The following is a 26,380-nucleotide window of genomic DNA, read 5'->3' as shown; positions in this document are numbered from 1 at the left end:
GGAGGCAGAGTCGTGACCACAGGAACACGTACGGGAGTCTGGCTCATCGGGGCGAGAGGCTCCGTGGCCACCACGGCGGTCACCGGCTGCGCCGCGACCACGGCCGGCCTGCACCCACCGACCGGCATGGTGACCGAGACCGACGCCTTCGCCTCGGCCGGCCTCCCACCCCTCGCCTCCCTCGTCTTCGGCGGACACGACACGGCGGCGTGTCCGCTGCCCAAACGGGCCGAGGAACTCACCGCCGCGGGAGTCCTTCCGCACGGCCTCGCCGCCGCCGTCGCGGCCGAACTCGCGGCCGCCGACGCGGAGATCCGCCCCGGCGGACCGCTGCCCGGCGGCAGCCACGATGCGGAGGACCTGATCACCTCCTTCGCCGCCGACATGACCGACTTCCGGGACCGGCTGGCCCTGGACCGGGTAGTCGTCGTCAACGTGGCTTCCACGGAGCCGGCGCCGGGGGGCGCCGCGCTCCCACCCAGCTCCCTCTACGCGGCCGCCGCCCTCCGCGCCGGCTGCCCCTACGTCAACTTCACCCCCTCGACCGGACTGCGCCACCCCGCCCTCACCGATGCCCTCGCCGCGAGCGGTCTTCCCCACGCGGGCCGCGACGGCAAGACCGGCCAGACCCTCCTGCGCTCCGTCCTCGCCCCGATGTTCCACCAACGCGCCCTGACCGTACGGGCCTGGTCGGGCACCAATCTGCTGGGTGGCGGCGACGGCGCGGCCCTCGCCGACCCGGCCGCCGCCGCGGCGAAGAACGCCGGCAAGGAACGGGTCCTCGCGGACGTCTTCGGCCACGTCCCCGAGGGCGAGGTCCACATCGACGAGGTCCCGGCCCTGGGGGAGTGGAAGACGGCCTGGGACCACATCGCCTTCGACGGCTTCCTCGGCTCCCGCATGATCCTCCAGACCACCTGGCAGGGCTGCGACTCGGCCCTCGCCGCGCCCCTCGTCCTCGACCTGGCCCGGCTGACGGCCCGCGCCCACGAACGGGGCCTCGCCGGCCCGCTGGAGGACCTCGCCTTCTACTTCAAGGACCCGGAGGGTGAGTCATCCGCCTGCCTCGCGGACCAGTACGCGCGCCTCGTGGCGTTCGCCGCGAGCCTGGGGGAGGTCCGGTGAGCCGGGCGAGCGGACGCGCGGCCGCCTGGGCGGAGCTGCTGCGCGTCTCCGCCCTGGCCACGGTGCCGGGCGACGCCCTGGCGGGCGCGGCGGCCGCGGGCCTGCGCCCCAACCGCTCGACCCTGCTGGCCATCGGCTCCTCCCTCTGTCTGTACGAGGCCGGCATGGCGCTCAACGACTGGGCCGACCGGGCGGAGGACGCCGTCGACCGCCCCCACCGCCCCCTCCCCTCCGGCCGCATCACCCCCCGCGCCGCCCTCGCCGCCTCCGCCGCCCTCACGGCCGCCGGCCTCACCTTCGCGGCCCGCGCAGGCCGCCCCGCCCTCGCGACCGCCACCGCCCTCGCCGCGACGGTCTGGTTCTACGACCTCCACCTCAAACACACCCCTGCCGCCCCCGCCACCATGGCGACGGCCCGCGCTCTGAACCTCCTCCTCGGCACGATCGCGACGACGACGGGGCGCCCCGGCGCGCGACGCGGGGGCCGCCCGCCTGTCGCCGCCCTCCCTTCGGCCGCCCTGCTGGGCGCCCACACCTACGCGGTGACCGCGGTCTCCCGCCACGAGGCCCAGGGCGGCTCGACGCGCGCACCGCTCCTGGCCCTCGCCACGACCGTGGCCCTGGCCGCCGTCACATCCAGGCCGCGCACCGGCGCGGCGACAGGCAACCCCGGGGGTGCCGCCCCCGGGGCACACCGGTCTCCGGCAGTCGGCCCGGGCGCCGCCAGGGCCGGCGGTCCGAAGGCCGTTCCGGTCGGCGCTCCGGTTGGCGTTCCGGGCGCCGTTCCGGGCGGCCGCGCCCTTGTCGGCCACTCCTCGGCCGGCCACGCCCCGAGCGGCCCACCCGCCGACATCGGCCCGGGCGGGCCCATCGCCGCACCGATCGGCCCGCTCGTCACCGCCGCACTGGCCGTCGCCTACGCCCGGACCCCGGCCGCCTCTCTCCTCCACGCGGCCCTCAACCCGTCACCTCCCCTCACCCAGCGCTCCGTCGGCGCCGGTATCCGTGCCCTGATCCCCCTCCAGGCGGCCCTCGCCGCCCGGGCCGGTGCGCCCGGCACCGCGCTCCTGGTGCTCGGCCTCGCCCCGCTCGCCCGCGCCCTCGCCCGGAAGGTGAGCCCGACATGAGCCCCAGACCACCCGCCGTCCGCTTCGGCTACGGCACGAACGGCCTCACCGACCTCCGGCTCGACGACGCGCTCGCCCTCCTCGCCGACCTCGGCCACGACGGCGTCGGCCTCACCCTCGACCACATGCACCTCGACCCCCTCGCCCCCGACCTCCCCGCCCGCACCGCCGCCGTGGCCCGGCGCCTGGACGCGCTCGGCCTCGGCGTCACCGTCGAGACCGGCGCCCGCTACGTCCTCGACCCGCGCCGCAAGCACGGCCCCTCCCTCCTCGACCCGGACCCCGAGGCCCGAGCCGCCCGCGTCCGACTTCTCCTGCGCGCCGTCCGCGTCGCCGCCGACCTCGGCGCCCACGCCGTGCACTGCTTCAGCGGCATCACCCCCGCGGACACCCCCGACGAGACCGCCTGGAAGCGACTCGCCTCCTCTCTCACCCCCGTTCTCGAAGCCGCGGCCGCCGCCCGCGTCCCCCTCGCCATCGAACCCGAACCAGGTCACCTCCTCGCCACCCTGGACGACTTCCACACGCTGCGTGGCCTCCTCGGCGACCCGGACCCCCGCCACCTCGGCCTCACCCTCGACATCGGCCACTGCCAGTGCCTGGAACCCGCGCCCCCCGCCGACTGCGTCCGCGCCGCCGCGCCCTGGCTGCACCACGTCCAGATCGAGGACATGCGTCGCGGTGTCCACGAACACCTGCCGTTCGGCGACGGCGAGATCGACTTCCCGCCCGTCCTCGCCGCCCTCGCCGACGTCACCGCCGCCGGCTACCCGGGCCTGACGGTCGTCGAACTGCCCCGCCACTCCCACGCCGGCCCCGAACTCGCCCGCTCCTCCCTCGCGTTCCTGCGCCGTCACTCCGCCCCACGGGAGGCCCCGGCATGCTGACCGCCACCGCCCAGGCCTGGCTGGACGAGGCCCTCGCCGCCGCCACCGCCCGCACCACCCTCTGGGAGCTGCGCTTCGCCTCCGCCGGCCGGCACTGCGGCGCCGAGCACGCCGACTCCGTCCGCGTCCTCCTCCTCAAGGCGGCACGCGCCGACACGGCCGTCCTCACCCGCCTCTATCACCACGGCTCCGCCGCAGAACGCCGCGCCGTGCTCCTGTCCCTCCCCTCACTCGTCGCGGGACCCGAGGCCCTGCCCCTCGTCGACGACGCGCTGCGCGCCCACGACACCGATCTGGTCGCGGCCGCCCTCGGCACCTACGCGGCCACCCACCTCGCCCCCCACGCCTGGCGCCACGCCGTCCTCAAGTGCCTCTTCACCGGAGTCCCCGTCGACACCGTGGCCGGACTGCACGAACGCGCCCGTGGCGACAGCGAGCTCGCCCGCATGCTCACCGACTACGCCGCCGAACGCACCGCCGCCGGCCGCACCGTCCCCACCGACCTCTACCGCGTCCTCGCCCTCACCGCCCCCACCGAGGAGTCCTGATGCGCATCTTCGACCCCCACATCCACATGTCCTCGCGCACCACGGACGACTACCAGGCCATGTACGACGCCGGAGTCCGCGCCCTGGTCGAGCCGTCCTTCTGGCTCGGCCAGCCCCGCACCTCACCCGCCTCCTTCCTCGACTACTTCGACTCCCTCCTCGGATGGGAACCCTTCCGGGCCGCCCAGTACGGCATCGCCCACCACTGCACCCTCGCCCTCAACCCCAAGGAGGCCAACGACCCCCGCTGCACCCCCGTTCTCGACGCCCTGCCCCGCTACCTCGTCAAGGACAACGTCGTCGCCGTCGGCGAGATCGGCTACGACTCCATGACCCCCGCCGAGGACACCGCCCTGGCGGCTCAGCTCCAGCTCGCCGCCGACCACGGCCTGCCCGCCCTCGTCCACACCCCGCACCGCGACAAGCTCGCCGGGCTGCGCCGGACCCTCGACGTCGTCCGCGAGTCCGACCTCGCCCCGGAACGGGTCCTGCTCGACCACCTCAACGAGACCACCGTCAAGGAGGCCGCCGACAGCGGCGCCTGGCTGGGGTTCTCCGTCTACCCCGACACCAAGATGGACGAGGACCGCATGGTCGCCGTTCTCAAGGACCACGGCCTCGAGCGCGTCCTGGTGAACTCGGCCGCGGACTGGGGCAAGAGCGACCCGCTCAAGACCCGCAAGGTCGGCGACGCCATGCTCGCCGCCGGATTCTCCCCGGACGACGTCGACCAGGTGCTGTGGCGCAACCCCGTCGCCTTCTACGACCTCAGCGGCCGCCTGCGGCTCGACCCCCCTTCACCGGACACCTCCCACGAGGGCAACTCCATCCTCCGCGGCGGGGAATGAGGCGGCCGCCCATGCGCTTCCGCCACCCCGACGGCTCCACCGTCCACCTCGCCTACTGCACCAACGTCCACCCGGCCGAGACCCTCGGCGGCGTCCTCGCCCAACTGCGAGACCACTGCGAACCCGTCCGCCGACGTCTCGGCCGGGACCGGCTCGGCATCGGCCTCTGGCTGGCCAGGGACGCCGCCCAGGCCCTGATCACCGACCCGGGCTCCCTGCGAACGCTCCGGGCCGAGGTCGACCGCCGCGGCCTCGAAGTCGTCACCCTCAACGGCTTCCCGTACGAGGGCTTCGGTGCCGCGGAGGTCAAGTACCGCGTGTACCAGCCGGACTGGACCCGCCCCGAACGTCTCGCCCACACCACCGACCTCGCCCGGCTCCTTTCCGCGCTCCTCCCCGACGACGTCACCGAAGGCTCCGTCTCCACCCTGCCGCTCGCCTGGCGCACCCCCTTCGACTCGCGCGCCGCGGACACCGCCCTCGCAGCCCTGACCACCCTCGCCGAACGCCTCGACGCCCTCGAGGAACTCACCGGAAACAGCATCCGGATCGGACTCGAACCCGAACCCGGCTGCACCGTCGAGACCACCGCCGACGCAATCGCCCCGCTCACTGCCGTATCAAGCCCCCGCATCGGCGTCTGCGTCGACACCTGCCATCTCGCCACCTCCTTCGAAGACCCGCACACCGCCCTGGACGCCCTCGGCGCCGCCGGCATCCCCGTGGTCAAGGCGCAGCTCTCCGCCGCCCTGCACGCCGAACACCCCCATCTCCCGGAGGTCCGCGCCGCGCTAGCCGCCTTCGCCGAACCCCGCTTCCTCCACCAGACACGCACACGGACCGCCGCCGGCCTGCGGGGCACCGACGACCTTCCCGAAGCCGTCTCCGGCCGCGCCCTCCCCGACGGCGCCCCCTGGCGCGCGCATTTCCACGTCCCTCTGCACGCCCCGCCCGAGCCTCCGCTCACCTCCACTCTTCCCGTGCTCAGGACCACGCTGGCCCAGCTCGTCGGCGGCCCCCGTCCCCGCACCCACCACCTGGAGGTCGAGACCTACACCTGGCAGGCCCTGCCGGCCGGCCGGCGCCCCCGCAACCGCGCCCGCCTCGCCGACGGAATCGCCGCCGAACTCACCCTGGCCCGCGACCTGCTGACCGACCTCGGCCTCAAGGAACTGCCATGACCAGCCCCCGGAGCGACACGCGACCCACCCCCCTCCTCGTCCTCGACGTCGTCGGTCTCACGCCCCGCCTCCTGGAGCACATGCCCCATCTGCGAGCCCTCGGCCGCACCGGCTCGCAAGCGGCCCTGTCCACCGTCCTGCCGGCCGTCACCTGCACTGCCCAGACCACCTTCCTCACCGGCACCCTCCCCTCCGAACACGGCATCGTCGCCAACGGCTGGTACTTCCGCGAACTGGGCGACGTCCTGCTCTGGCGCCAGCACAACGGCCTCGTCTCCGGCGACCGCCTCTGGGACGCCGCCCGCCGCTCCCACCCCGGCTACACCGTCGCCAACATCTGCTGGTGGTACGCCATGGGCGCCGACACCGACATCACCGTCACCCCCCGTCCCGTCTACTACGCCGACGGCCGCAAGGAACCCGACTGCTACACCCGGCCCCCGGCCCTCCACGACGAACTCACCGAGAAGCTCGGCACCTTCCCCCTCTTCCACTTCTGGGGCCCCGGCGCGGATCTGGTCTCCAGCCAGTGGATCATCGACGCCACCCGCCACATCCTCCGCACCCGCCACCCCGACCTGGCCCTCGCCTACGTCCCCCACCTCGACTACGACCTCCAGCGGTACGGCCCCGACGACCCGCGCGCCTTCCGTGCCGCGGCCGAACTCGACGCCGCCCTAGCCCCCCTCCTCGACGACGCCCGAGCCGAAGGCCGTACCGTCGTCGCGCTCTCCGAGTACGGCATCACCCGGGTGAGCCGCCCCGTGGACATCAACCGCGCCCTGCGCCGTGCCGGCCTCCTGGAAGTCCACACCCAGGACGGCATGGAGTACCTGGACCCGATGACCTCCCGGGCCTTCGCGGTCGCCGACCACCAGCTCGCCCACGTCTACGTCCGACGCCCCGAAGACCTCGAACTCGTCCGCGAGACGCTGGCCGGGCTGCCCGGCATCGAGCGACTCCTCGACGACGAGGGCAAGAAGGAGAACGGCCTCGACCACCCCCGTTCCGGGGAGCTCGTCGCCCTCGCCGAACCCGACGCGTGGTTCACGTACTACTACTGGCTCGACGACGCGCACGCCCCCGACTTCGCCCAGCTCGTCGAGATCCACCGCAAACCCGGATACGACCCCGTCGAACTCTTCATGGATCCGCTCGATCCCTACGTACGGATCAAGGCGGCGAAGGCGATCGCCCGCAAGAAGCTCGGCATGCGCTACCGGCTGGCGGTGGTCCCCCTGGACCCCTCACCTATTCGCGGCAGCCATGGCCGCCTCCCCACGAGCGACGACGAAAGTCCGCTCATTCTGTGCTCCACCCCCCGCGCTGTGAGCGGCCGCGTAGCGGCCACCGATGTGAAGTCCCTCTTGCTCCAACTGGCCGGTCTTCACTGACCGGACTCCAGTGAAGCAGACCTCACCGACAACAAGGAGTTATCCACAGATGACCCGCGCCCGCCGCCTCTCGCACACCACCCCCGACCCCGAGCTCACCCACAAGCTCAGCAGACGGAACATGCTCGGCGTCGCCGCCGGCGCCACCGCCGCCGCCCTCCTCGGCGCGACCGCCCCCACCGCCGCGGCCGCGGAAGCCGGCACCGCGGACCGCGGCCACGACCACAGCCACGGCCACGGCAAGGGCCGCCCCGTCCTGCCGCCCGGCCGCCTCGGCATCCAGCTCTACTCCCTGCGCGACAAGGTCGCCACGCTCGGCTTCGCCACCGTCTTCGCCGAGCTGAGCAAGTACGGCTACGACGAGGTGGAGTTCGCCGGGTACAGCCAGGGATCCGCGGGCCCGATCACCCTCGCCGAACTCCGGCGGCTCACCCGCGACCACGGCCTGCGCGGCATCGGCAGCCACGTCGGCTACTACTCCACCGACCCCAACGCCTACACGTTCGCGCAGAACCTCGACAAGGTCCTCGACGACGCCCAGGCCCTCGGCCTTCCGCACATCGGCACCGCCTCCGGCCCCTGGCGCTACGGCGCCACCGTCGACGGCTGGAAGCGGTGCGCCGAGGAGTTCAACCACTACGGAGCCGAGGCGAAGAAACGCGGCATGAAGTTCTACCAGCACAACCACGCCGAGGAGTTCTCCTTCGCCACCGACCGTCCCGACGTACGGCTCTACGACGTGCTGCTCGCCGAGACCGACCCCGAACTCGTCCACCTCGAAATGGACGTCTACTGGGCGTACGTGGCGCAGCACCGTTTCTCCCGCCGTGTCGACGGCACCCCCGCGCCCTTCGACCCGCTGCGCTACGTCCTCGACCAGCCCCACCGCTATCCGCTCTTCCACGTCAAGGACGGCGAACGCGACGAATCCGTCCGCGACGGCTACCGGATGGCGGACGTCGGGGACGGAGACATCGACTACCGGCGCTTCATCTCCGCGGTGAACCGCACCCACCACGGGTACCGGTCCCACCACTGGCAGGCCGAACACGACAACCCGGTCGAGTCCTTCGCGTTCGCCCGCAAGTCGAGCGCGCACCTGCATTCCCTGCGCGAGAAGCACCGCTGAACCGGCGGCCCATGACGCTCACACGTCCCGGCTGATCGGCCGCGGGTTCGCCGTCGTCCGGCGGGCCCGCGGCCGCCCTGGCGGATGCAGGAACACCGCCACGCAGCCGGCGAACAGCGAGATCGACCCCGCCAGCACGAAGGCGCCGGAATAGCCCCAGGCCGCGACCACGACCGCGCCCATACCGGAGCCGAGCAGACCCGACACCAGCTTGGAGCTGTAGACCAGGCCGTAGTTGGAGGCGTTGTTGTTCTCCCCGAAGTAGTCCGCCGTCATCGCCGCGAACATGGGGAAGATCGCGCCACCGCCGAAGCCCGAGATGCTGGAGAACACCAGGAACAACGGCAGGTTGTGGATGTTGCCGGACCAGAGGATGCCGTACTGGGCGAGCCCCAGGACGATACAGACGAAGATCAGACACTGCTTGCGGCCGTAGCGGTCCGAGAGCCAGCCGATCACACCGCGGCCGGTGCCGTTCACGATGGCCTTGAGCGACATCGCCGTCGCCACGATTCCGCCCGCGAAGCCCGCCTCGTCACCGAACGGGACCTGGAAGGCGATGCCGAAGATGTTCACGCCCGAGGTGCAGAGCAGACAGAACCACATCAGCGCGACCCGCCCGGTCCGCCAGGCCTCGATCGGCGTGTACTGCTTCACCGCCGGCGGGTTCTTCTCCAGCGCCCGCCTCGCGCGCGGGTCGTCCGGCTTCTTCAGCGGGTCCACCGTGGCCGGCCACCAGTTCTTCGGCGGGTCCTGGAAGAAGTACCCGGCCACCGCGACCATCGCCGCCAGGAAGACACCGACGGAGACCAGAACCCAGCGGAAGTTCGTCAGATCCATGTAGCCGGTGAAGATGAAGACGAACGGCACCGAGCCGTAGGCGAAGCCGCCGTTCACGAAGCCGGTCTTCCCGCCCTTCCGCTCGGGATACCACTTGCCGACCATGTTGACGCAGGTCGCGTAGACCATGCCCGCGCCCATACCGCTGAACATGCCGAAGCCGATGTAGGCGACGATCACATGGGGGGCGAAGGCGAGCGAGACATAGCCGAGCAGCGTGCCCACCGCGCCCAGCATCATCGCCCAGCGGGCGGGCAGCCGCCCGCTCTCGCGCAGTTTTCCGGCCGGGAAGGCCACCGCGGCCTGGAAGAACACCCAGACCCCGAGCATCCAGAAGATGTGCGCGCTGCTCCAGCTGTGCGCGCTGTGCAGCGTGTCCTCGGCGGACGCGAACGCGTACTCCGCCGAGCTGATGCCCATCATGCCCACCCAGGGCAGGATGACCATCCACTTGCGTGTGCGGCCCATCAGGTCGACGTCGGTCTCACCGAGCCGGTACGTGCGGCCGTTGGCGTCCGTCACCTCTCTGTAAGGGAGGGTGGTGGTGATGTCGGTTGTCGTCATGGAGATCGAACCCCTCGCGTGGAAGAAGTCTGGCCAGCGCCCCCTGTCCGTTCCCTTCGCACCGGGGCCCGCGGCATGCGGCCGCCGCGAGCCCCGTGGTTCGAGCTGTCGCTCAGCTCACCGCACCACCGCCCAGGAGTCCCGCCGCGCGGGCCCACCGGTACTTCGCGCCGAGCACCGCCACGGGCCGCTCGGTCGTGTACGGATACGCCACGACACCCCGCTCGAAGAGGTACTGGCACGCCTCCTCGACCTCGACATCGCCCGCGAGGGAGGCCACGACCGGCTTCTCGATGCCCCGGTCGCGGAACTCCGCCACCACGCGCGCGGTGAGCTCGGCGAACACCATCGGGGGAGTGACGATGGTGTGCCAGTAGCCGAGGACGAGCGCGTGGATGCGCGGGTCCTCCAGACCGAGCCTGATGGTCGCCTCGTACGTGGACGGCGGCTCGCCGCCCGTGATGTCGATGGGGTTGCCCGAGGCCCCGAAGGGCGGGATGAACGCCTTGAAGGCGGCATCAAGGTCGTCGGGGATGTCCATCAGCCGGAGCCCGTTGTCGACGATCGCGTCCGACAGCAGCACCCCGGATCCGCCGGCTCCGGTGATGACGACGACGTTGTCCCCTCGCGGTGCCGGCAGTACGGGCAGGGCCCGCGCGTACTCCAGCATGTCGCTCAGCCCCGGCGCCCGGATGACGCCCGCCTGCCGCAGGATGTCGTCGTACACCGCGTCGTCGCCCGCGAGCGCGCCCGTGTGCGAGCCCGCCGCGCGTGCCCCGGCGCTGGTGCGCCCGGCCTTGAGGACGATCACCGGCTTCTTCGGCACGGTCTGCCGGGCCGCCTCGACGAAGGCCCGCCCGTCCTTGAGGTCCTCCAGATGCATCGCGATGCAGTCGGTACGCGGATCCTCACCGAACCAGGTCAGCAGGTCGTCCTCGTCGATGTCCGACTTGTTGCCGAGCCCGACGATCGCCGACACACCCGTCCTCGTCGTACGGGCGAAGCCCAGGATCGCCATCCCGATCCCGCCCGACTGCGAGGTCAGCGCCACACCCCCCTTGACGTCGTACGGCGTGCAGAACGTCGCGCACAGGTCCTGCCAGGTCGAGTAGTAGCCGTAGATGTTCGGGCCCAGGAGCCGGATTCCGTACCGCTCCGCCACGGCCACGATCTCGTCCTGCAGGGCGTGTTCCCCGGTCTCGGCGAAGCCGGACGGGATCAGCACCGCGTTGGGAACGCCCTTGCGGCCCACCTCCTCGAGCGCCGCCGCCACGAACGGAGCGGGGATCGCGAAGACCGCCACATCCACCTCACCGGGAACGTCCGTGACACTCTTGTACGCCTTGCGGCCGAGGATGTCATCGGCCCGGGGATTCACCGGATGGATCTCCCCCGGGAAGCCACCGTCGATGAGGTTGCGCATCACCGAATTGCCGATCTTCCCGGTCTCGTTGGAGGCCCCGATCACGGCCACCGCGTTGGGCTGCATCAGCCGCCGCATGGACCGCAGGATCTCCTCGCGGCCGAACGTCCTCCGTGGCGCGGGCACTTCGGAGGCGAGGATGACGCGGATGTCGGCGGCCGTGGCACCGTCGGGCGTGGCGATCACCGGGTTGAGGTCCACCTCGGCGATCTCCGGGAAGTCGGTGACCAGTCGGGAGACGCGCCGGATCTGCTCGGCGAGCGCCCACCGGTCCACGGCCGGCGCCCCACGCACCCCGCGCAGGATCTCCGCCGCCCTGATCGAGTCCAGCATCGACACCGCCTCGTCGGCGGTCACAGGCGCGAGCCGGAAGGTGACGTCCTTCAGTACCTCCACGAGCACTCCGCCGAGCCCGAAGGCGACGACCTTGCCGAAGGCCGGATCGGTGACGGCGCCGACGATGACCTCCTGACCGGGCGGCAGCATCTGCTGCACCTGCACCCCGTCGATGCGCGCGTCGGGAGCGTAGGCCCGGGCGTTCTCGACGATCCGGCAGAACGCCTCGCGGACCTGGGCCGCTCCCTCCACCCCGACGACGACACCGCCGGCGTCGGTCTTGTGCAGGATGTCGGGGGAGACGATCTTCAGGACCACCCGCCCACCGAGCCGGTCGGCCTGCGCCACCGCCTCGTCCACGTCCCGTGCGAGCGCCTCGCCCGGTACGGCGATCCCGTACGCGTCGGCGATCGTCTTCCCCTCGGGCGCGGTGAGCGCGGTGCGCCCCTCCGCCCTGACCGCGTCCAGCAGGTCGCGTACGGCCTGCCGGTCGAAGCTGTGCGCCGTCACTAGATCACCCCACTCGTCTTGAGCAACCTCAGCTCCTCGTCGCCGAGCCCGAGCTCGCCGACGTACACCTCTTCGTTGTGCTCGCCGAGCAGCGGGGAGGTGACGACCTCCACCGGGGAGTCGGAGAGCTTGAGCGGGGAGCCCACCGTCGTGAAGGTGCCGCGCTCGGGGTGGGGGACCTCGACCACCATCTCGTTGGCGACCAGCGAGGCGTCCTCGATGATCTCCTTGGTGGACAGGATCGGCCCGCAGGGAATGCCCCGGGCGTTGAGCTGCTCCAGGACCTCCCACTTCGGCAGTGCGGAGGACCACTCCTCGATCAGCTGGAACATCTTGGGGAGCTTGGGCAGCCTGGCTTCCGGCGTCGCCCACTCCGGATCCTCGGCGAGCTCGGGCCGGCCGATGAGCTCCGAGATCGGCGCCCAGCCGACGGGCTGGACGATGACGTACACGTAGTCGTTCGGTCCGCCGGGGGCGCATCGCACCGCCCAGCCCGGCTGGCCCCCGCCGGAAGCATTACCCGAACGAGGGACTTCCTCGCCGAAATCTTCGTTGGGATACTCGGAGAGCGGCCCATGAGACAGCCTCTGCTGGTCCCGCAGTTTCACCCGGCAGAGATTCAGCACCGCGTGCTGCATCGCGACGTTCACCCGCTGCCCCCGCCCGGTGTTCTCGCGCTGGAAGAGCGCCGCCAGGATCCCCGCCACGGCATGGATGCCGGTGCCGGAGTCACCGATCTGGGCGCCCGTCGCCAGCGGCGGCCCGTCCTCGAACCCGGTGGTGGCCATCGAGCCGCCCATGGCCTGTGCGACGACCTCGTACGCCTTGAAGTTGGTGTACGGGCCGTCCCCGAACCCCTTGATGGAGGCATAGACGATTCGTGGATTGATCTCCTGGATGCGATCCCAGGTGAAGCCCATCCGGTCGACGGCCCCCGGGCCGAAGTTCTCGACCATGACGTCGCTGCGACGGATCAGCTCGGTGAGCAGCTCCTTGCCGCGCTCGGACTTGGTGTTGAGGGTGATGCTCCGCTTGTTGCAGTTGAGCATCGTGAAGTAGAGCGAGTCGACGTCCGGAAGGTCCCGTAGCTGTTTGCGGGTGATGTCCCCGGAGGGAGCCTCCAGCTTCACCACGTCCGCACCGAGCCAGGCGAGCAGCTGCGTGGCGGAGGGACCGGACTGCACATGCGTCATGTCGAGGACGCGAATGCCTTCGAGTGCCTTGGTGCCCTGTGCCTTGGTCATGACGGTGACCGGCCTCTCACTTGTACATGGTCTGGTTCATGGTTCCGGGGGCGTACGCGTCGGGGTCGACCCAGACGTTGATCAGCGACGGCAGCCCGGATTCGCGGGCCCGGCGCAGCGCCGGCGCGATGTCGGCGGGGTCCCGCACCTCCTCGCCGTAACCGCCCAGCATCTGCGCGAACTTGTCGTAGTGCACGTCGCCGAGGGTGTTGCCGACCCGCTCGCGCTCCAGGCCGTACTTCTGGGCCTGGCCGTAACGGATCTGGTTCATGGAGGAGTTGTTGCCGACGATCCCGACGAAGGGGAGGTTGTAGCGGACGAGGGTCTCGAAGTCCCAGCCGGTGAGGGAGAACGCGCCGTCACCGAAGAGCGCCACCACCTCCTTGTCCGGGCGCGCCTGCTTGGCGGCGAGGACGAAGGGGATACCGACGCCGAGCGTGCCGAGCGGGCCCGGGTCCATCCAGTGCCCGGGGGACTTGGGCTGTACGACCTGCCCGGAGAAGGTGACGATGTCCCCGCCGTCGCCGATGTAGATCGAGTCTTCGGTGAGGAAGTCGTTGATCTCGCTGACCAGGCGGTACGGGTGGATCGGCGAGGCGTCCGAGCGGAGCTGCGGCAGCCGCTTGTCCAGCGCGGTCTGCTCGGCGGTGCGCAGCTCCTCCAGCCAGGCCTTGCGCCTGGTGGCGCCGCCGTTGAGCCGGCCGCTCGCGGCCTCGGTGACCGACTTCAGGATCAGCCCCGCGTCGCCGACGATCCCGAGGTCGATGTCACGGTTCTTGCCTACGGTCCGGTAGTCGAGGTCGATCTGGACGACCGTGGCGTCGGGGGAGAGCCGCTTGCCGTAGCCCATCCGGAAGTCGAAGGGGGTACCGACGATCACGATGACGTCGGCGTTGGAGAAGGCGTAGCGCCGGGAGAGCTGGAAGTGGTGAGGGTCGCCCGGCGGCAGGGTGCCGCGTCCGGCGCCGTTCATGTACGCGGGGATGTTGAGGGTCCGTACGAGCTCGACGGCCGCGTCCGTGGCCCGGGTCGTCCAGACCTGGCTGCCCAGCAGGACGGCCGGCTTCTCGGCGTGCACGAGCAGGTCGGCGAGCCGCTCGACCGCCTCGGGGTCGCCGGCGCTGCGGGCGGAGGCCCGGTACTGCCCGGCCTTGGGGACCCGCGCCTTCTCCACCGGGACGGTGGCGTCCAGGACGTCGCGCGGGATCTCCAGGAAGGAGGGCCCTGGCGCACCGTGGTAGCACTCGCGGAACGCCATGGAGACCATGTCCGCCGCGCGGGCCGTGTCCGGCACGGTCGCGGCGAACTTGGTGATCGGCGTCATCATGTCGACGTGCGGGAGGTCCTGGAGCGAGCCCATCTTGTGCTGGGTGTGGGCTCCCTGACCACCGATCAGAAGCATCGGTGACTCGGCGCGGAAGGCGTTGGCGACTCCGGTGACCGCGTCGGTGGTGCCGGGACCGGCGGTGACCACGGCGCAGCCGGGCTTACCGGTGATCCGGGCGTACCCGTCGGCGGCGTGAGCGGCGACCTGTTCGTGGCGTACGTCGACGACTTCGATGCCCTCGTCGACGCAGCCGTCGTAGATGTCGATGATGTGGCCGCCGCAGAGCGTGTAGATGACGTCCACGCCCTCCGCCTTGAGGGCCTTGGCGACCAGATGGCCGCCGGAGATGCGTTCCTGCTGAGGCTGCTGGCTGTCGTCGGACATGGCGAAGTCCTGTCCCTTCGTAGGGGAGTTGAGGGTGATCGCGGTCGATTGCATACAGTCGACGAATACTGTATGAAGCTTGTTATCCCGCATCGCCTGGATGGTGTCCAGGGGGTGTGCGGCACTTTCGAGTCAGGGAGCCGAGATGGACCTGTACGAGCACCAGGCAAGGGAAGTCTTCAAGGGCTACGGCATCGCGGTCCCGGACGCGGCCGTCGTCGACCACCCACGCGAGGCCCGCCACGCCGCCGAACTCCTCGGTGGACGCGTCGTCGTCAAGGCGCAGGTGAAGACCGGTGGCCGGGGCAAGGCCGGCGGGGTCAAGCTCGCGGCCGACCCGGCCGCCGCCGAGATCACCGCCCGCCAGATCCTCGGTATGGACATCAAGGGCCACACGGTCCGCCGGGTCATGATCGCCCAACCCGTCGACATCCAGGACGAGTTCTATGTGAGCTTCGTCCTCGACCGGGCGGCCGGCACCTTCCTCGCGATCGCCTCCGCCGAAGGCGGGATGGACATCGAGGAGGTCGCCGCCACCCGCCCCGAGGCCGTCGCGCGTATCCCCGTCGACCCGGCGGAAGGGGTCACCGACACCAAGGCCGCCGAGATCGCCACCGCCGCCGGGCTCCCGGCGGAGACGGCCGACGTACTGGCCCGCCTCTGGCAGGTCCTCGTCCGCGAGGACGCCCTCCTCGTCGAGGTCAACCCCCTCGTCCGTACCACCGACGGCGCGATCCTCGCCCTCGACGGCAAGGTCACCGTCGACGACAACGCCCGCTTCCGACAGGCCCGTTGGGGCGACGCGTCAGAGGTGCGCGACACCGACGCCGAACCGCTGGAGGCCGCCGCCGCGGCCAAGGGGCTCACCTACGTCAAGCTCGATGGAGAGGTCGGCATCATCGGCAACGGAGCCGGACTCGTCATGTCCACCCTCGACGTCGTCGCCGGCCGGGGCGCCCGCCCCGCCAACTTCCTCGACATCGGCGGCGGCGCCTCCGCCCAGGTCATGGCCGACGGCCTCGACGTCATCCTCTCCGACCCCGACGTCAAGGCCGTCCTCGTCAACGTCTTCGGCGGCATCACCGCCTGCGACGCCGTCGCCGAAGGCATCGTCCGGGCCCTGGACTCCGTCCACCTCACCCAGCCCCTCGTCGTACGCCTCGACGGAAACAACGCCGCGCGCGGCCGGGCCATCCTCGACGCCCGCGCCCACCCGCTGGTCGAGCAGGTCACCACGATGGACGGCGCCGCCGCCCGCGCCGCTCAACTCGCCAACCGCTGAGGCACGCTGAAGGGATGTGAACCCCATGGCCATCTTCCTGACCAAGCAGAGCAAGGTCCTCGTCCAGGGCATGACGGGCGCCGAGGGCATGAAGCACACCCGCCGGATGCTCGCCTCCGGCACCGACGTCGTCGGCGGTGTCAACCCGCGCAAGGCGGGCACCACCGTCGTCCTCGACGGCCGCGGAATTCCCGTCTTCGGCTCCGTCCGGGAGGCCATGGACGCCACCGGAGCGGACGTCACGGTCGTCTTCGTCCCGCCGCCCTTCGCCAAGGCGGCCGTCCTCGAAGCGGTCGACGCCCGCATCGGCCTCGCCGTCGTCATCACCGAGGGCATCCCGGTCCACGACGCCGTGGCCTTCCAGGCACAGGCCCGCGCCCACGGCACCCGGATCATCGGCCCCAACTGCCCTGGCCTGATCAGCCCCGGCCAGTCCAACGCCGGCATCATCCCCGCCGACATCGCCGCCGAGCCCGGCCGGATCGGACTCGTCTCCAAGTCAGGCACGCTCACCTACCAGCTCATGTACGAGCTGAAGGAGTACGGCTTCTCGTCCGCGGTCGGGATCGGCGGCGACCCGGTCGTCGGCACCACCCACATCGACTGCCTCAGCGCCTTCGAGGCCGACCCGGACACGGACCTGATCGTCATGATCGGAGAGATCGGCGGCGACGCGGAGGAGCGCGCCGCCGACCACATCGCGGCGCACATCACCAAGCCCGTCATCGCCTACATCGCCGGGTTCACGGCCCCCGAGGGCAAGACCATGGGCCACGCCGGAGCCATCGTCTCCGGATCGTCCGGTACGGCGGAGGGAAAGAGGAAGGCCCTGGAAGCGGCCGGAGTCCAGGTCGGCGCAACCCCCACGGAGACGGCCGCCCTCGTGCGTTCCCGCCTGGCGAGCCCCCGGGACCTCACCCACGATTGACGCGCCCCAGCTCACGCCCCAGCGGCCGAGCTCACGCCCCACCCACCGCGCCCCGTCCCAGCCAGCCCGCCCCCGCCTCCCCGCCCCCACCGCACCCCCACCGCACCCCGCCCCCACCCCACCGCACCGCGCCCCCAGCCGTCCCACCTCCCGCCCGACTGTGCACCGAGAGCGGAGATCACCCATGGCCCCGACCCTCCTCCTCAAGCCCGGCACCGCCTGGGCCGACGCCTGGCAGCGCTGTCTGGCCGCCGCCCCCGAGGCGTTCCGCGACGACACCGTCCTCAACCTCTGGGCCGGCACCTGGCAGCCCGACGGGCGGGCGTTCCCCGCCACCAGCCCAGTCGACGGCAGCCCGGTCGCGGGTCCGCCGCGCCTCGACGCCCCCACCGCCCACCAGGCCGTCCGCGCCTCGCTCGACCAGCACCGGGCCTGGCGCCACATCCCGCTCCCCGAGCGCCGCGCCCGCGTCTCCGCCACCCTCGACGCGCTCACCGAGCACCGCGAGCTGCTCGCCCTCCTCCTCGTCTGGGAGATCGGAAAGCCGTGGCGGCTCGCCCAGGCGGACGTCGACCGCGCGATCGACGGCGTGCGCTGGTACGTCGACGGCATCGACACCATGCTGGACGGCCGCACCCCGCTGCCCGGCCCCGTCTCCAACATCGCCAGCTGGAACTACCCGATGTCCGTGCTGGTCCACGCCCTGCTCGTCCAGGCGCTGGCCGGGAACGCCGTCATCGCCAAGACCCCGACCGACGGCGGCCTCGCCTGCCTCACCCTCGCCTCCGCGCTCGCCGCCCGTGAGGGCGTCCCGATCACCCTGGTCAGCGGCAGCGGGGGCGAGCTCTCCGAGGCCCTCGTCCGCGCCCCCGAGATCGGCTGCGTCTCGTTCGTCGGCGGCCGCGACACCGGCGCGCGGATCGCCACCGCAGTCGCCGACCTGGGTAAACGCCACATCCTCGAACAGGAGGGCCTCAACACGTGGGGCATCTGGAACCACACCGACTGGCCGGCCCTCACCGCCGTGATCCCCAAGCTCTTCGACTACGGCAAACAGCGCTGCACCGCCTACCCCCGCTTCGTCGTCGAGCGCACCCGGTTCGCCGACTTCCTGGCCGCCTACCTCCCACCCGTCCGCGCCCTGCGCTTCGGGCATCCGCTGGCCGTCGAGCACCCGGACGACGCTCTCCCCGACCTCGACTTCGGGCCGCTCATCAACGCCGCCAAGGCCAAGGAGCTCGGCGACCAGGTCGCCGAGGCCGTCGACCGGGGCGCGATCCCGCTCCACCGCGGCTCCCTCGCCGACGGCCGCTTCCTGCCGGGGCAGGACACCTCGGCGTACCTCCCGCCCGTCACCCTCCTCAACCCGCCCCCGTCCTCACCCCTCCACCACGCCGAGCCGTTCGGCCCGGTCGACACGATCGTCCTGGTCGACACCGAGGCAGAGCTCCTCGCCGCCATGAACGCCTCCAACGGGGCGCTCGTCGCGACGCTCGCCACCGACGATCCGGAGACGTACGCCCGGCTCGCCCCGCAGATCCGGGCCTTCAAGACCGGGCACGGCGCCCCGCGCTCCCGCGGCGACCGTGACGAGCTGTTCGGCGGCTTCGGCGCCTCCTGGCGCGGCGCGTTCGTCGGCGGCGAGCTGCTGGTCAAGGCCGTCACCGAAGGCCCCGAGGGCGAGCGGCTGCCCGGCAACTTCCCCGACCACCACCTGATGCCGTAGGCCGTCGCCGGCTCACCCGATTCCCTGGCGGTCGGCCTCCAGCGCGAAGGCGCGGTCGGCCGCCTCCGGCGCCGTACGCTCCACCAGCTGCGTCAACAGCGTGCGGTGCCGGATCAGGGGCTCCCGGCGTTCGGCCGGAACCAGCGTGAGCAGATCGTCGATCCCCGCCAGCATGCGCCGTGACACCTGAGGGCTGCCCGGCGCGCAGCCCCGGATCTCGGTGAGGCCGAGATCCACCAGATCCGTCCAGTCCGGTACGTCCTGCACCAGCCGGACCGTGCCCTTACGGTCGCGGTGGTGGACGGCTCCCAACGGGCGGTTCGCCACCGCCGCCAGGAACTGGGTGATCCGGTCCAGACACTGCACGGCCGTCGTCGGGTCGTTGACGGCGGGGGAGAGGGCCCGCAGTCCGATGTCCGCGAGCTGCCGGAGCCCGAACGCGAGGTCCTGGTGGAAGGTCCGTTCGACACCGACCGAGACCGCCGCCCCGATCCGCCGGGGCACGGTTCCGCCGTGCACGGCCAGGATGGGCGTCCCCGGCACCACGAAGTCCCCGATCCTCGGCAGCATCCGCAGCACCACGCCGTGGCGCTGGGCCAGCCGTACGAGCAGCGCGACGTTCACATCCCGCAGCACCCCGGCGCGCCCCCGGTGCAGGACATGGTGGGTCGCCTCCCCGACGTCGGCGAGCTCACCCACGTACCAGGGCTGCTTCGTGAGGACGCCGAACGCCTCCCGGGTGATCAGGTCCACCACGTGCCCCACCCGCATCAGCCGCAGCGTCGAGTTCACGTACGCCACGAAGAGCAGCAGGCTCAGGGCGACCATGGCCAAGGTCAGCACCGACGACACGAGCGGCACGGTCGACACGTACCGCGGATCGGTCTCGCTGTCGTAGGAGGTGAGGACGAGCAGCGAGAGCGCGAACGTCGCGAGGAAGACGGAGAAGGCCGCCTTGGTGATGCGGCTCCGGATGAAGATCCGGACGATGCGGGGGCTGAACTGTCCGCTGGCCATCTGGACGGCGACCAGCGAGATGGAGAAGACGACACCGATGAAGGTCATCATCGCCGAGCTGATCGTCGTCACGATGGTCTTGGCGTCCTCGACGATCCCGATGAGCTCGGTGACCTCGTCGTACGCCTGCTCGTCCTGCAGGTACCCGACGATGGCGGAGTCGATCGCGGAGGCGATCAGCCACAGCACGAAGATGCCGATCAGCGCGGCGACCGGGGCGAACCAGAAGGTGTCCCGCAGATGCTCCCGCAGGGGCGAGAGCATCCGGGGCCTGCGGTACGTGGCCCCGCGGCCGGGTGCCCCGCGGTCTTCGAAGAGGTTGCTCACCCAGCGCAGGCTAGGCGGCGGTGGCCGCGACTCCTCGTATGCGTACGGCGACACTCTGTGCGCCGCCGCGACACGCCCGGACCTGATCAAGGACCGGGCGCCCGCCGCACCTCACTGACCACGGGAAACGTGGGTGAAAGGCACCTCAAACCCCTGGTAGAGTTATCCATGTCGCCGCGGGGAACACCCCGGGACGACACAACACCTGGTCCGGGTGGCGGAATGGCAGACGCGCTAGCTTGAGGTGCTAGTGCCCTTTATCGGGCGTGGGGGTTCAAGTCCCCCCTCGGACACAGATCGGATACGGCCCCAGTTCATCTGGGGCCGTTCCGCGTTTCCAACGCCTTTCGAGGGCGCCTCACCGTCGGCCCGGCAGCGGCGCTGTCCGGAGCTATGCCTTCCGCGCCACCACCAGCCGGCACCGCGGGCTGCCGTCCTCCTGGCGGCCCAGGGAGTCCAGTGCCGCCGTCTCCACCGCGAAGCCCGCACGGGTCAGCCGGTCCCGGACGTCCGCGAGGCGGAACGTGCGGTAGTACATGACGAAGCGCGGCCGCCACAGCGCGTTCCGTACCCGCATCGCCGCGTCGAAGCCCAGCAGCGTCCAGTACGGGAGCGAGCCGACGCGGGGTGGGGCCGGGAGGGGGAAGGCGAGGAGGCCGCCCGGGCGGAGGGACGCGTGGGTCTGGCGGAAGAGAGTGAGCTGATCCTTCGGGAGGAAGTGGCCGAAGGCGCCGAAGCTGACCGCCAGGTCGAACGCGGGCGCGAAGGGGAGCGCGAGCGCGTCCGCGCGGACCAGGGTGGCCTTCGGGTGCGCCCGGCGGGCCTCCGCCAGCATGCCGGCGCTGAAGTCGACGCCCGTGACCCTGCAGCCCGCGCACAGCGATCGCAGGACGGAGAGGCCCGCGCCCGTGCCGCAGCACAGATCGAGGCCCGCGTCGAAGGGGCCGAGGGGGCGCAGCGCGTCCGTCACCGCCGACAGCACCGGCTCCGACGTGCGGAACGGCGTCGCGTCGAACTTCGCCGCCAGCAGGTCGTACCCGTGCTCCACCGAGGAGAGGGCCTGGACGGTCAGCTCACGGGCGGTCGGGCCCTGAGGGGTGAACATGCCCCGACACTACGCCGTCACTCGGCGTGCGGAGGGCCGTCCAGGACGGTGCGATCCCGGTCAGCTGGCAGGTCAGCAGATAGAGAGGGATCGGCGGGGTGTACGGAGAGGTGCCGTCGGGGTGGTGGATCAGACGGGGGCTGCGGTCGGGGACCTCCGCGCCGGGGGCGTAGCAGGAGGGCAGGGGCCAGATCACGTCCAGGTCGGAGCCGGTCGGGACCAGCCACCACCACCAGTCCGTGTCCGCGTAGACACAGCCCTTGGCGGGCAGCCGGGACAGGATCCGGAAGCCGTAGCGCGCCGGCACGCCCACCGCGTCGCAGCCCAGCGTCGTACGGAAGTCCTCCGGGACCACCAGGCGCGTCGAGGTCGCCGGGTCGGGCGAAGAGCCGAGCGACGGGCCCGGCGTGTCCGAGGGCCTGCGCGACCTCGGCGTCAGGAGGGTCGCCATCGACCTCAGCACGTGTACCCCATGCCGTGGGCCAGCTCGGCCCAGACGACGCGTGCCGTGCCGTGTCCCGTACTGTCCGCTCCCCACGCGTGGGACAGCGCCTCCACGAGGACCAGCCCGCGGCCGCGCTCCTCCTCGCCGCAGTCGCGGATCCGGGGGTCGCCCAGGCCGCCCTCGTCCCGTACCGCTATGCGCAACTGCTCTTCCCCTTCGCGCAGTTCACATACGACATGCCTGCTCGCGGTGTGCACGACCGCGTTGGTGACCAGCTCGGAGACGATCAGCGTCACCGTGTCACGTATGTCGGGGGCGCAGCCCCAGAGGATGAGCCGCTCCTCCGCCAGTCTGCGGGCGCGTGAGACCGACTCCGTGCGGGCGGGGAGTTCGAAGGCGAACCGGCGGACGTCGTGACGGAGAGCATCGGTGCGTGGGCGCTGCTGCATGACGCGGGGGCTCATGAGACTTGAGGGAAGCGCGTTACCAGAAGCCACGACCGGTTCCTCACAACAGTGGGTAAGCAGTGCCGTGAGTCGCCCCCCGTGGCGGCGCGCGGCAGCAGCGCGTACTGGTTCACCGGAATACTTTGCTCCCGACGCGGACACTTGGCAAGTGGCACTCTGAAAATTGCAGAGTGCGGTGTTCTCTCTGGCCGTGTTCGTGGCACACTCAGGCGAAACAGCGCGTCGGGGAGGTCTGAGAGTGAGCGAGCCGCGGTCCGCCCCCACGGTGGGACAGGTCGTTCTCGGCAAGCGTCTGCAGGATCTGCGCGAGCGGGCCGGCCTGAAGCGGGAGGAGGCCGCGAGGATCCTCCGTGTCGCCCCGGCCACCATCCGCCGCATGGAGACCGCGGAAGTCGCGCTGAAGATCCCGTACGTACAGCTCCTGCTGAAGGCGTACGGCATCACGGACTCCGAGGCCGAGGCGTTCGTCGCCCTCACCGAAGAGGCCAACCTTCCCGGCTGGTGGCAGCGGTTCCACGACGTGCTGCCCGGCTGGTTCTCCATGTACGTCAGCCTGGAGGGGGCCGCCGGCCTCATCCGGGAGTACGAACCCCAGTTCGTCCCCGGTCTGCTGCAGACCGAGGGATACGCCCGCGCCATTCTGCGCAGCGGGGCGGTCGGCGGCAGCACTGCCGAGGAGATCGAACGTCATGTGGCCCTGCGGATGGAGCGGCAGTCCCTGCTGACCAGGGAGGACGCCCCGAAGTTCTGGGTGATCATGGACGAGACGGTCTTCCGCCGACCGGTCGGCGACGGGCCCGAAGTGATGCGCGACCAGCTCGACCGGCTGCTCGAAGCGTCCGAGCTGCCGAACGTCACCCTGCAGATCGCGGAGTTCTCGTCCGGCCACCACCCCGGCACCTACGGACCGTTCGTCCTCTTCCGCTTCGCCGTGCCCGAACTCCCGGACATGGTCTACAGCGAGTACCTCACCGGCGCCGTCTACCTCGACGCGCGCCCCGAGGTGGCCTCACATCTCGAGGTCATGGACCGAATGGCGGCCCAGGCCGCGACTGCACAACGCACGAAGGAGATCCTCCGGGGTCTCCGCAAGGAGCTGTGAATGGATCGCATATACAACGGCATGCCCGCCGCGGATCTCGGTGCCGAGGGATGGCACAAGCCGTGGAGCGGCGGGAACGGGGGCAACTGCGTGGAGGCCATGAAGCTGGCCGACGGCAGAGTCGCCGTGCGACAGTCCGCAGACCCGGAGGGACCGGCGCTCATCTACACCCACGGCGAGATCGCCGCGTTCATCCAGGGAGCGAAATCCGGTCAGGCCGACTTTCTGCTCACCTGACCCCTTCCGTCACACCCCTACCGTCGCGTAACTCTTGCTGCAGTGCCAGTAGTTCCACTCCCGGACCAGGAGCCCCGATGACCCAGGACCCCGCAGCCGTACGGATCGACACCAGCAAGCCGCATCCCGCGCGCATGTACGACTGGTTCCTGGGCGGCAAGGACAACTACCCCGTCGACGAGGAGATGGCCAGGCAGCTCCTCACCGTGGATGCCCGCGGCCGGGACATGGCGCGGGTCAACCGGGCCTTCATGCACCGCGCGATCCGCTGGTTGAGCGCCGAGGGCGTACGCCAGTACTTGGACATCGGCACCGGCATCCCGACAGAGCCGAACCTGCACCAGATCGCCCAGGAGTCCGCGCCGGAGTCGCGGATCGTCTACTGCGACAACGACCCGATCGTGCTCGCGCACGCGGCCGCGCTGCTGCGCTCGACGCCCGAAGGGGCCACCGAGTACATCCAGGCGGACGCCCGCGACCCGGAGGTCATCCTCGAAAGGGCCGGAAAGGTCCTTGATTTCGACCGGCCCATAGCCCTGTCGATGCTCGCCCTGCTGCACTTCGTGGGGGACGAGGACGGGGCGTCCGACCTGGTCCGCAAGCTGGTCGACCAGCTGGCGCCGGGCAGCTACCTCGTCCTCTCGCACGTCACCGGGGACTTCGACCCGGAGGGCGCCGCGAAGGCCGTCGGCATGTACAAGGCCCGCGGACTGACGCTGCGGCCGCGCTCGCGCGACGAGCTGGCCGCGTTCTTCGACGGCCTGGAGCTCGTCGAGCCCGGGGTCACGCTCACTGCCGAGTGGCACCCGGAGCTGGGCGAGGTCGTCCCGGTCCAGGGCGACGACCCGATCCCGGGCTGGGCCGCCGTCGGCCGCAAGCTCTGACGGGACCCGCTGTACGAGAGGAGGCCCGCGGACCGTCCCGGTCCGCGGGCCTTCGCATTCATCCGGCGAGGCGTCAGCCCCGCGGCTTCTCCAGCGTCACCAGGAAGGACTTCGCGGCCCCCACATTGCCCGCCGCGTCGATCGTCCGGTACTCGACCGTGTGCGTGCCGTAGTCCGGTGTCGCGTCGTCCCACGGCACCGCCCGGCTCCGGCCCAGCTTTCCGTACACGAGATCGTCGATGACCGTACCGCCCGGCGAGAAGCGGAAGGGCGCCTCGGCGTCGGTCGGCCAGCCGTAGTACGTGTACCAGCCGTCGCCGTTCACCCGGAACTGGCTCACCACCGCACCGGGTTGATCGTCACGCGCCGTCAGCTTCATCGTGAACTCGCCGTCGTAGACGTACTCGACCGGGTGCCCGGGCCGGCTCACCGTCCGCAGTGGCTCGGACAGCTCGTACGCTCCCGTCGCCGGACGGGCGTCCACCGTCCACCTCAACTCGGCGTCCGCGCCAGGGATTCTGGCCGTGAGGGTGTGGGTGCCGGGGGTGAGGCGCAGGGAACGCAGGTCCAGATCACGGTCGTTGCCCGGGTTGGGTACCTGCCGGCCGTCGAGGCGCCACCGGACGGGAAGTGTCCGCCGTATCGGATGGGTGGTGTCGGCGTGGACCACCGAGCGCGCGCCGACCGGCGACGTGGTCGGCGTGTGGCCGGTGAAGGCGGGCGCGACGTCGTCCCCCGGGGTGGTCAGGGCCCGGTCGACGGTCCAGCTGACCGTGCGGGTCAGCGCCGCCGAGCCGCGTACCGCCGGGTCCCGCACGAAGGGCGTCGGGTCGCTCACCGTCGCCGTCAGGGTATGGGCGCCGGGGGAGAGGGAGAGCGAACGCAGGTCGACCGTCCGGGCGTTCCGGGTGGCGAGTGTCCGGCCGTCCAGCCGCCACACGACGTCGAGTTCCCCGCCCAGCGGATGCAAGGTGTCGACCCACACCGTCCGATCGGCCCCGATCGGAGCCGAGTTGGGCGTGTGCCCCTGCACGAGGTTCACCTTCGCCGAGATCGCCTTCACCATGACCTCGCGCTCGACCTGGTCGAAGGCGTAACCGAGCGTCTTCATGATCGAATGCCTGCTCGGCCGCCACACGCCCTTCGTGCTGTACAGCCCGCCTTCGTGCCGGCCGATCACGCCGCCCGCCTCGCTCGGCTCGCCCAGCCAGCGCCACCACTTGGCGCGCTGTTCCCGCATCCGCTCCTCGGTCAGCAGGGTGTGGTGCGCCGATGTCGGCTCGGTCCCCTCGTACGTGCCGCCCGCGACACCACGCGCGTAGTAGTCGTACTCGTCCTGGAGCCCGCCCAGGGAGTGGCCGATCTCGTGCGGGGTGATCAGCGAGGAGAGCGCGTTCCCGCCGGACGCCGTGGCGTAGCTGCCGCCCGCGCCCCCGTAGGTGTCGCTGTTCGCCAGGGCCACGATCTGCCGGTTGGCGGCGCTCGTGCCCGGCACGAGATCGGCCAGGCCGGCGGCCTTCGCGCTGTCGACGGTCAGCAGCCGTTGCACGCTGTTCGGGTTGCAGCCGCCCCAGAAGCCCATGTCGAGCGGGGTGTCGCGCCGGGGCGCGTCGAGTCCCGGATCGCAGTCCACGCCCGACTCAGGCGAAGGGACCTCCACCGCCCAGACGTTGACGTACGAACGGTACGAGGCGAACGGCTCGATGCTCCACAGCACGCCCAGATGGGTTTCGACGTCCGCCCGGAACTCGGCCGTCTCCCCGTCGGTGTAGCCGTCGCCCATGATCACCAGGTTGAACCGCTTGTCGGCGGGGCCGGTGAGCTGGACGGGGACGACGTTCGCCGCGGCGAGGGCGGATTCGGCGGGCGCGGGGGACTCGGCGACCGCCGGTCCGGCGCCCACCAGTCCGGCGGTCAGCAGACAGCCCGTGGTGAGACGGGCGATCGCCCTTCGAAGGCGTGTGCCAGGTGAGGTCATGGGGCGCGAGCGTAT

At 71.3% G+C, this 26,380-nt stretch carries 23 protein-coding genes and 1 tRNA gene; 15 read left to right on the top strand and 9 right to left on the bottom strand.

The features are described from left to right. The first annotated feature begins 12 nt into the window (after window positions 1-12). Genes ACFY8U_RS04035 through ACFY8U_RS04000 form a run of 8 tightly spaced genes read left to right on the top strand, consistent with a single transcriptional unit; the run spans window position 13 to window position 8,239 of the window. Complete coding sequence (locus tag ACFY8U_RS04035) at window positions 13-1,125, top strand: inositol-3-phosphate synthase (RefSeq protein WP_389565282.1); 1,113 nt, start codon at window positions 13-15, stop codon at window positions 1,123-1,125. Next, window positions 1,056-2,252 carry an SCO3242 family prenyltransferase gene (locus tag ACFY8U_RS04030; protein ID WP_389566156.1) on the top strand — a complete coding sequence of 399 codons (1,197 nt, stop codon included), beginning with the start codon at window positions 1,056-1,058 and terminating at the stop codon, window positions 2,250-2,252. The genes ACFY8U_RS04035 and ACFY8U_RS04030 overlap by 70 nt, the downstream gene beginning before the upstream one ends. Beyond that, window positions 2,249-3,139: a sugar phosphate isomerase/epimerase family protein gene (locus ACFY8U_RS04025; RefSeq protein WP_389565279.1), complete on the top strand. Its 891-nt coding sequence runs from the start codon at window positions 2,249-2,251 to the stop codon at window positions 3,137-3,139. Before ACFY8U_RS04030 ends, ACFY8U_RS04025 begins: the two co-directional genes overlap by 4 nt. Then, on the top strand, window positions 3,133-3,687 hold the full coding sequence (locus ACFY8U_RS04020; RefSeq protein WP_389565276.1) for an EboA domain-containing protein: 555 nt from the start codon (window positions 3,133-3,135) through the stop codon (window positions 3,685-3,687). Before ACFY8U_RS04025 ends, ACFY8U_RS04020 begins: the two co-directional genes overlap by 7 nt. After that, window positions 3,687-4,535 (top strand): TatD family hydrolase, encoded by an 849-nt coding sequence (locus ACFY8U_RS04015; RefSeq protein WP_361594733.1) that lies wholly within the window; start codon window positions 3,687-3,689, stop codon window positions 4,533-4,535. Before ACFY8U_RS04020 ends, ACFY8U_RS04015 begins: the two co-directional genes overlap by 1 nt. Before the next feature lie 11 nt (window positions 4,536-4,546). After that, window positions 4,547-5,716 (top strand): metabolite traffic protein EboE, encoded by a 1,170-nt coding sequence (eboE, locus tag ACFY8U_RS04010; protein ID WP_389565273.1) that lies wholly within the window; start codon window positions 4,547-4,549, stop codon window positions 5,714-5,716. Next, the gene (locus ACFY8U_RS04005; RefSeq protein WP_389565271.1) at window positions 5,713-7,110 is read left to right on the top strand and encodes an alkaline phosphatase family protein; all 1,398 of its coding nucleotides are present in this window, start codon (window positions 5,713-5,715) and stop codon (window positions 7,108-7,110) included. The genes eboE and ACFY8U_RS04005 overlap by 4 nt, the downstream gene beginning before the upstream one ends. A gap of 49 nt (window positions 7,111-7,159) precedes the next feature. Beyond that, window positions 7,160-8,239 (top strand): sugar phosphate isomerase/epimerase family protein, encoded by a 1,080-nt coding sequence (locus ACFY8U_RS04000; RefSeq protein WP_389565268.1) that lies wholly within the window; start codon window positions 7,160-7,162, stop codon window positions 8,237-8,239. Window positions 8,240-8,257: 18 nt separating this feature from the next. Here ACFY8U_RS04000 and ACFY8U_RS03995 read toward each other — a convergent pair whose 3' ends face one another. The 4 genes from ACFY8U_RS03995 to ACFY8U_RS03980 all read right to left on the bottom strand — a co-directional run bounded on the left by ACFY8U_RS03995 (window position 8,258) and on the right by ACFY8U_RS03980 (window position 14,867). Beyond that, complete coding sequence (locus ACFY8U_RS03995; protein ID WP_389565265.1) at window positions 8,258-9,643, bottom strand: OFA family MFS transporter; 1,386 nt, start codon at window positions 9,641-9,643, stop codon at window positions 8,258-8,260. A gap of 112 nt (window positions 9,644-9,755) precedes the next feature. Next, window positions 9,756-11,912: an acetate--CoA ligase family protein gene (locus tag ACFY8U_RS03990; RefSeq protein ID WP_389565262.1), complete on the bottom strand. Its 2,157-nt coding sequence runs from the start codon at window positions 11,910-11,912 to the stop codon at window positions 9,756-9,758. Continuing rightward, entirely contained in the window at window positions 11,912-13,156 is a 1,245-nt protein-coding gene (gene frc / locus ACFY8U_RS03985) for a formyl-CoA transferase (RefSeq protein WP_361594745.1), read from the bottom strand. Before frc ends, ACFY8U_RS03990 begins: the two co-directional genes overlap by 1 nt. 16 nt (window positions 13,157-13,172) lie before the next feature. Further along, window positions 13,173-14,867, bottom strand: coding sequence for a thiamine pyrophosphate-binding protein (locus ACFY8U_RS03980; RefSeq protein WP_389565258.1), 1,695 nt, complete (start codon window positions 14,865-14,867; stop codon window positions 13,173-13,175). Window positions 14,868-15,012: 145 nt separating this feature from the next. On the opposite strand from ACFY8U_RS03980, the gene sucC reads away from it, so the two are divergent. From sucC to ACFY8U_RS03965, 3 genes are all read left to right on the top strand, one after another. Beyond that, entirely contained in the window at window positions 15,013-16,149 is a 1,137-nt protein-coding gene (gene sucC / locus ACFY8U_RS03975; protein ID WP_389565255.1) for an ADP-forming succinate--CoA ligase subunit beta, read from the top strand. Between the two features lie 25 nt (window positions 16,150-16,174). Continuing rightward, window positions 16,175-17,077 carry a succinate--CoA ligase subunit alpha gene (gene sucD, locus ACFY8U_RS03970; RefSeq protein ID WP_389565252.1) on the top strand — a complete coding sequence of 301 codons (903 nt, stop codon included), beginning with the start codon at window positions 16,175-16,177 and terminating at the stop codon, window positions 17,075-17,077. A 184-nt stretch (window positions 17,078-17,261) separates the two neighbouring features. Then, window positions 17,262-18,803 (top strand): aldehyde dehydrogenase family protein, encoded by a 1,542-nt coding sequence (locus ACFY8U_RS03965; RefSeq protein ID WP_389565249.1) that lies wholly within the window; start codon window positions 17,262-17,264, stop codon window positions 18,801-18,803. Between the two features lie 12 nt (window positions 18,804-18,815). Here the strand turns inward: ACFY8U_RS03965 and ACFY8U_RS03960 are convergent, their stop codons facing one another. Then, window positions 18,816-20,084 carry a DUF2254 domain-containing protein gene (locus ACFY8U_RS03960; RefSeq protein WP_389566153.1) on the bottom strand — a complete coding sequence of 423 codons (1,269 nt, stop codon included), beginning with the start codon at window positions 20,082-20,084 and terminating at the stop codon, window positions 18,816-18,818. 271 nt (window positions 20,085-20,355) lie between these two features. On the opposite strand from ACFY8U_RS03960, the gene ACFY8U_RS03955 reads away from it, so the two are divergent. Beyond that, window positions 20,356-20,440: transfer RNA gene (locus ACFY8U_RS03955), tRNA-Leu, on the top strand. A 98-nt stretch (window positions 20,441-20,538) separates the two neighbouring features. On the opposite strand, the gene ACFY8U_RS03950 is transcribed toward ACFY8U_RS03955, so the two are convergent. From ACFY8U_RS03950 to ACFY8U_RS03940, 3 genes are read right to left on the bottom strand one after another with little or no spacing between them, the layout of a single operon-like run. Then, complete coding sequence (locus ACFY8U_RS03950; RefSeq protein WP_389565246.1) at window positions 20,539-21,252, bottom strand: class I SAM-dependent methyltransferase; 714 nt, start codon at window positions 21,250-21,252, stop codon at window positions 20,539-20,541. Continuing rightward, the gene (locus ACFY8U_RS03945) at window positions 21,221-21,703 is read right to left on the bottom strand and encodes a hypothetical protein (RefSeq protein ID WP_389565243.1); all 483 of its coding nucleotides are present in this window, start codon (window positions 21,701-21,703) and stop codon (window positions 21,221-21,223) included. Before ACFY8U_RS03945 ends, ACFY8U_RS03950 begins: the two co-directional genes overlap by 32 nt. A 5-nt stretch (window positions 21,704-21,708) precedes the next feature. Then, window positions 21,709-22,146, bottom strand: a complete 438-nt coding sequence (locus ACFY8U_RS03940) for an ATP-binding protein (protein WP_389566151.1) — start codon at window positions 22,144-22,146, stop codon at window positions 21,709-21,711. A gap of 256 nt (window positions 22,147-22,402) precedes the next feature. On the opposite strand from ACFY8U_RS03940, the gene ACFY8U_RS03935 reads away from it, so the two are divergent. From ACFY8U_RS03935 to ACFY8U_RS03925, 3 genes are all read left to right on the top strand, one after another. Further along, window positions 22,403-23,266 carry a helix-turn-helix transcriptional regulator gene (locus ACFY8U_RS03935; RefSeq protein WP_361440456.1) on the top strand — a complete coding sequence of 288 codons (864 nt, stop codon included), beginning with the start codon at window positions 22,403-22,405 and terminating at the stop codon, window positions 23,264-23,266. Next, window positions 23,267-23,503 carry a DUF397 domain-containing protein gene (locus ACFY8U_RS03930; RefSeq protein WP_137992288.1) on the top strand — a complete coding sequence of 79 codons (237 nt, stop codon included), beginning with the start codon at window positions 23,267-23,269 and terminating at the stop codon, window positions 23,501-23,503. 77 nt (window positions 23,504-23,580) lie between these two features. After that, complete coding sequence (locus ACFY8U_RS03925; protein ID WP_389565239.1) at window positions 23,581-24,387, top strand: SAM-dependent methyltransferase; 807 nt, start codon at window positions 23,581-23,583, stop codon at window positions 24,385-24,387. A 73-nt stretch (window positions 24,388-24,460) separates the two neighbouring features. On the opposite strand, the gene ACFY8U_RS03920 is transcribed toward ACFY8U_RS03925, so the two are convergent. Further along, window positions 24,461-26,365, bottom strand: a complete 1,905-nt coding sequence (locus ACFY8U_RS03920; RefSeq protein ID WP_389565236.1) for a M64 family metallopeptidase — start codon at window positions 26,363-26,365, stop codon at window positions 24,461-24,463. Between the last annotated feature and the right edge of the window lie 15 nt (window positions 26,366-26,380).

Origin of the sequence: Streptomyces sp. NPDC012508 (assembly GCF_042902595.1) — a bacterium.
Classification (GTDB): Bacteria; Actinomycetota; Actinomycetes; order Streptomycetales; family Streptomycetaceae; genus Streptomyces.
Note: the sequence above shows the minus strand (reverse complement) of the source record. Positions and strands in the feature narration are given on the sequence as shown.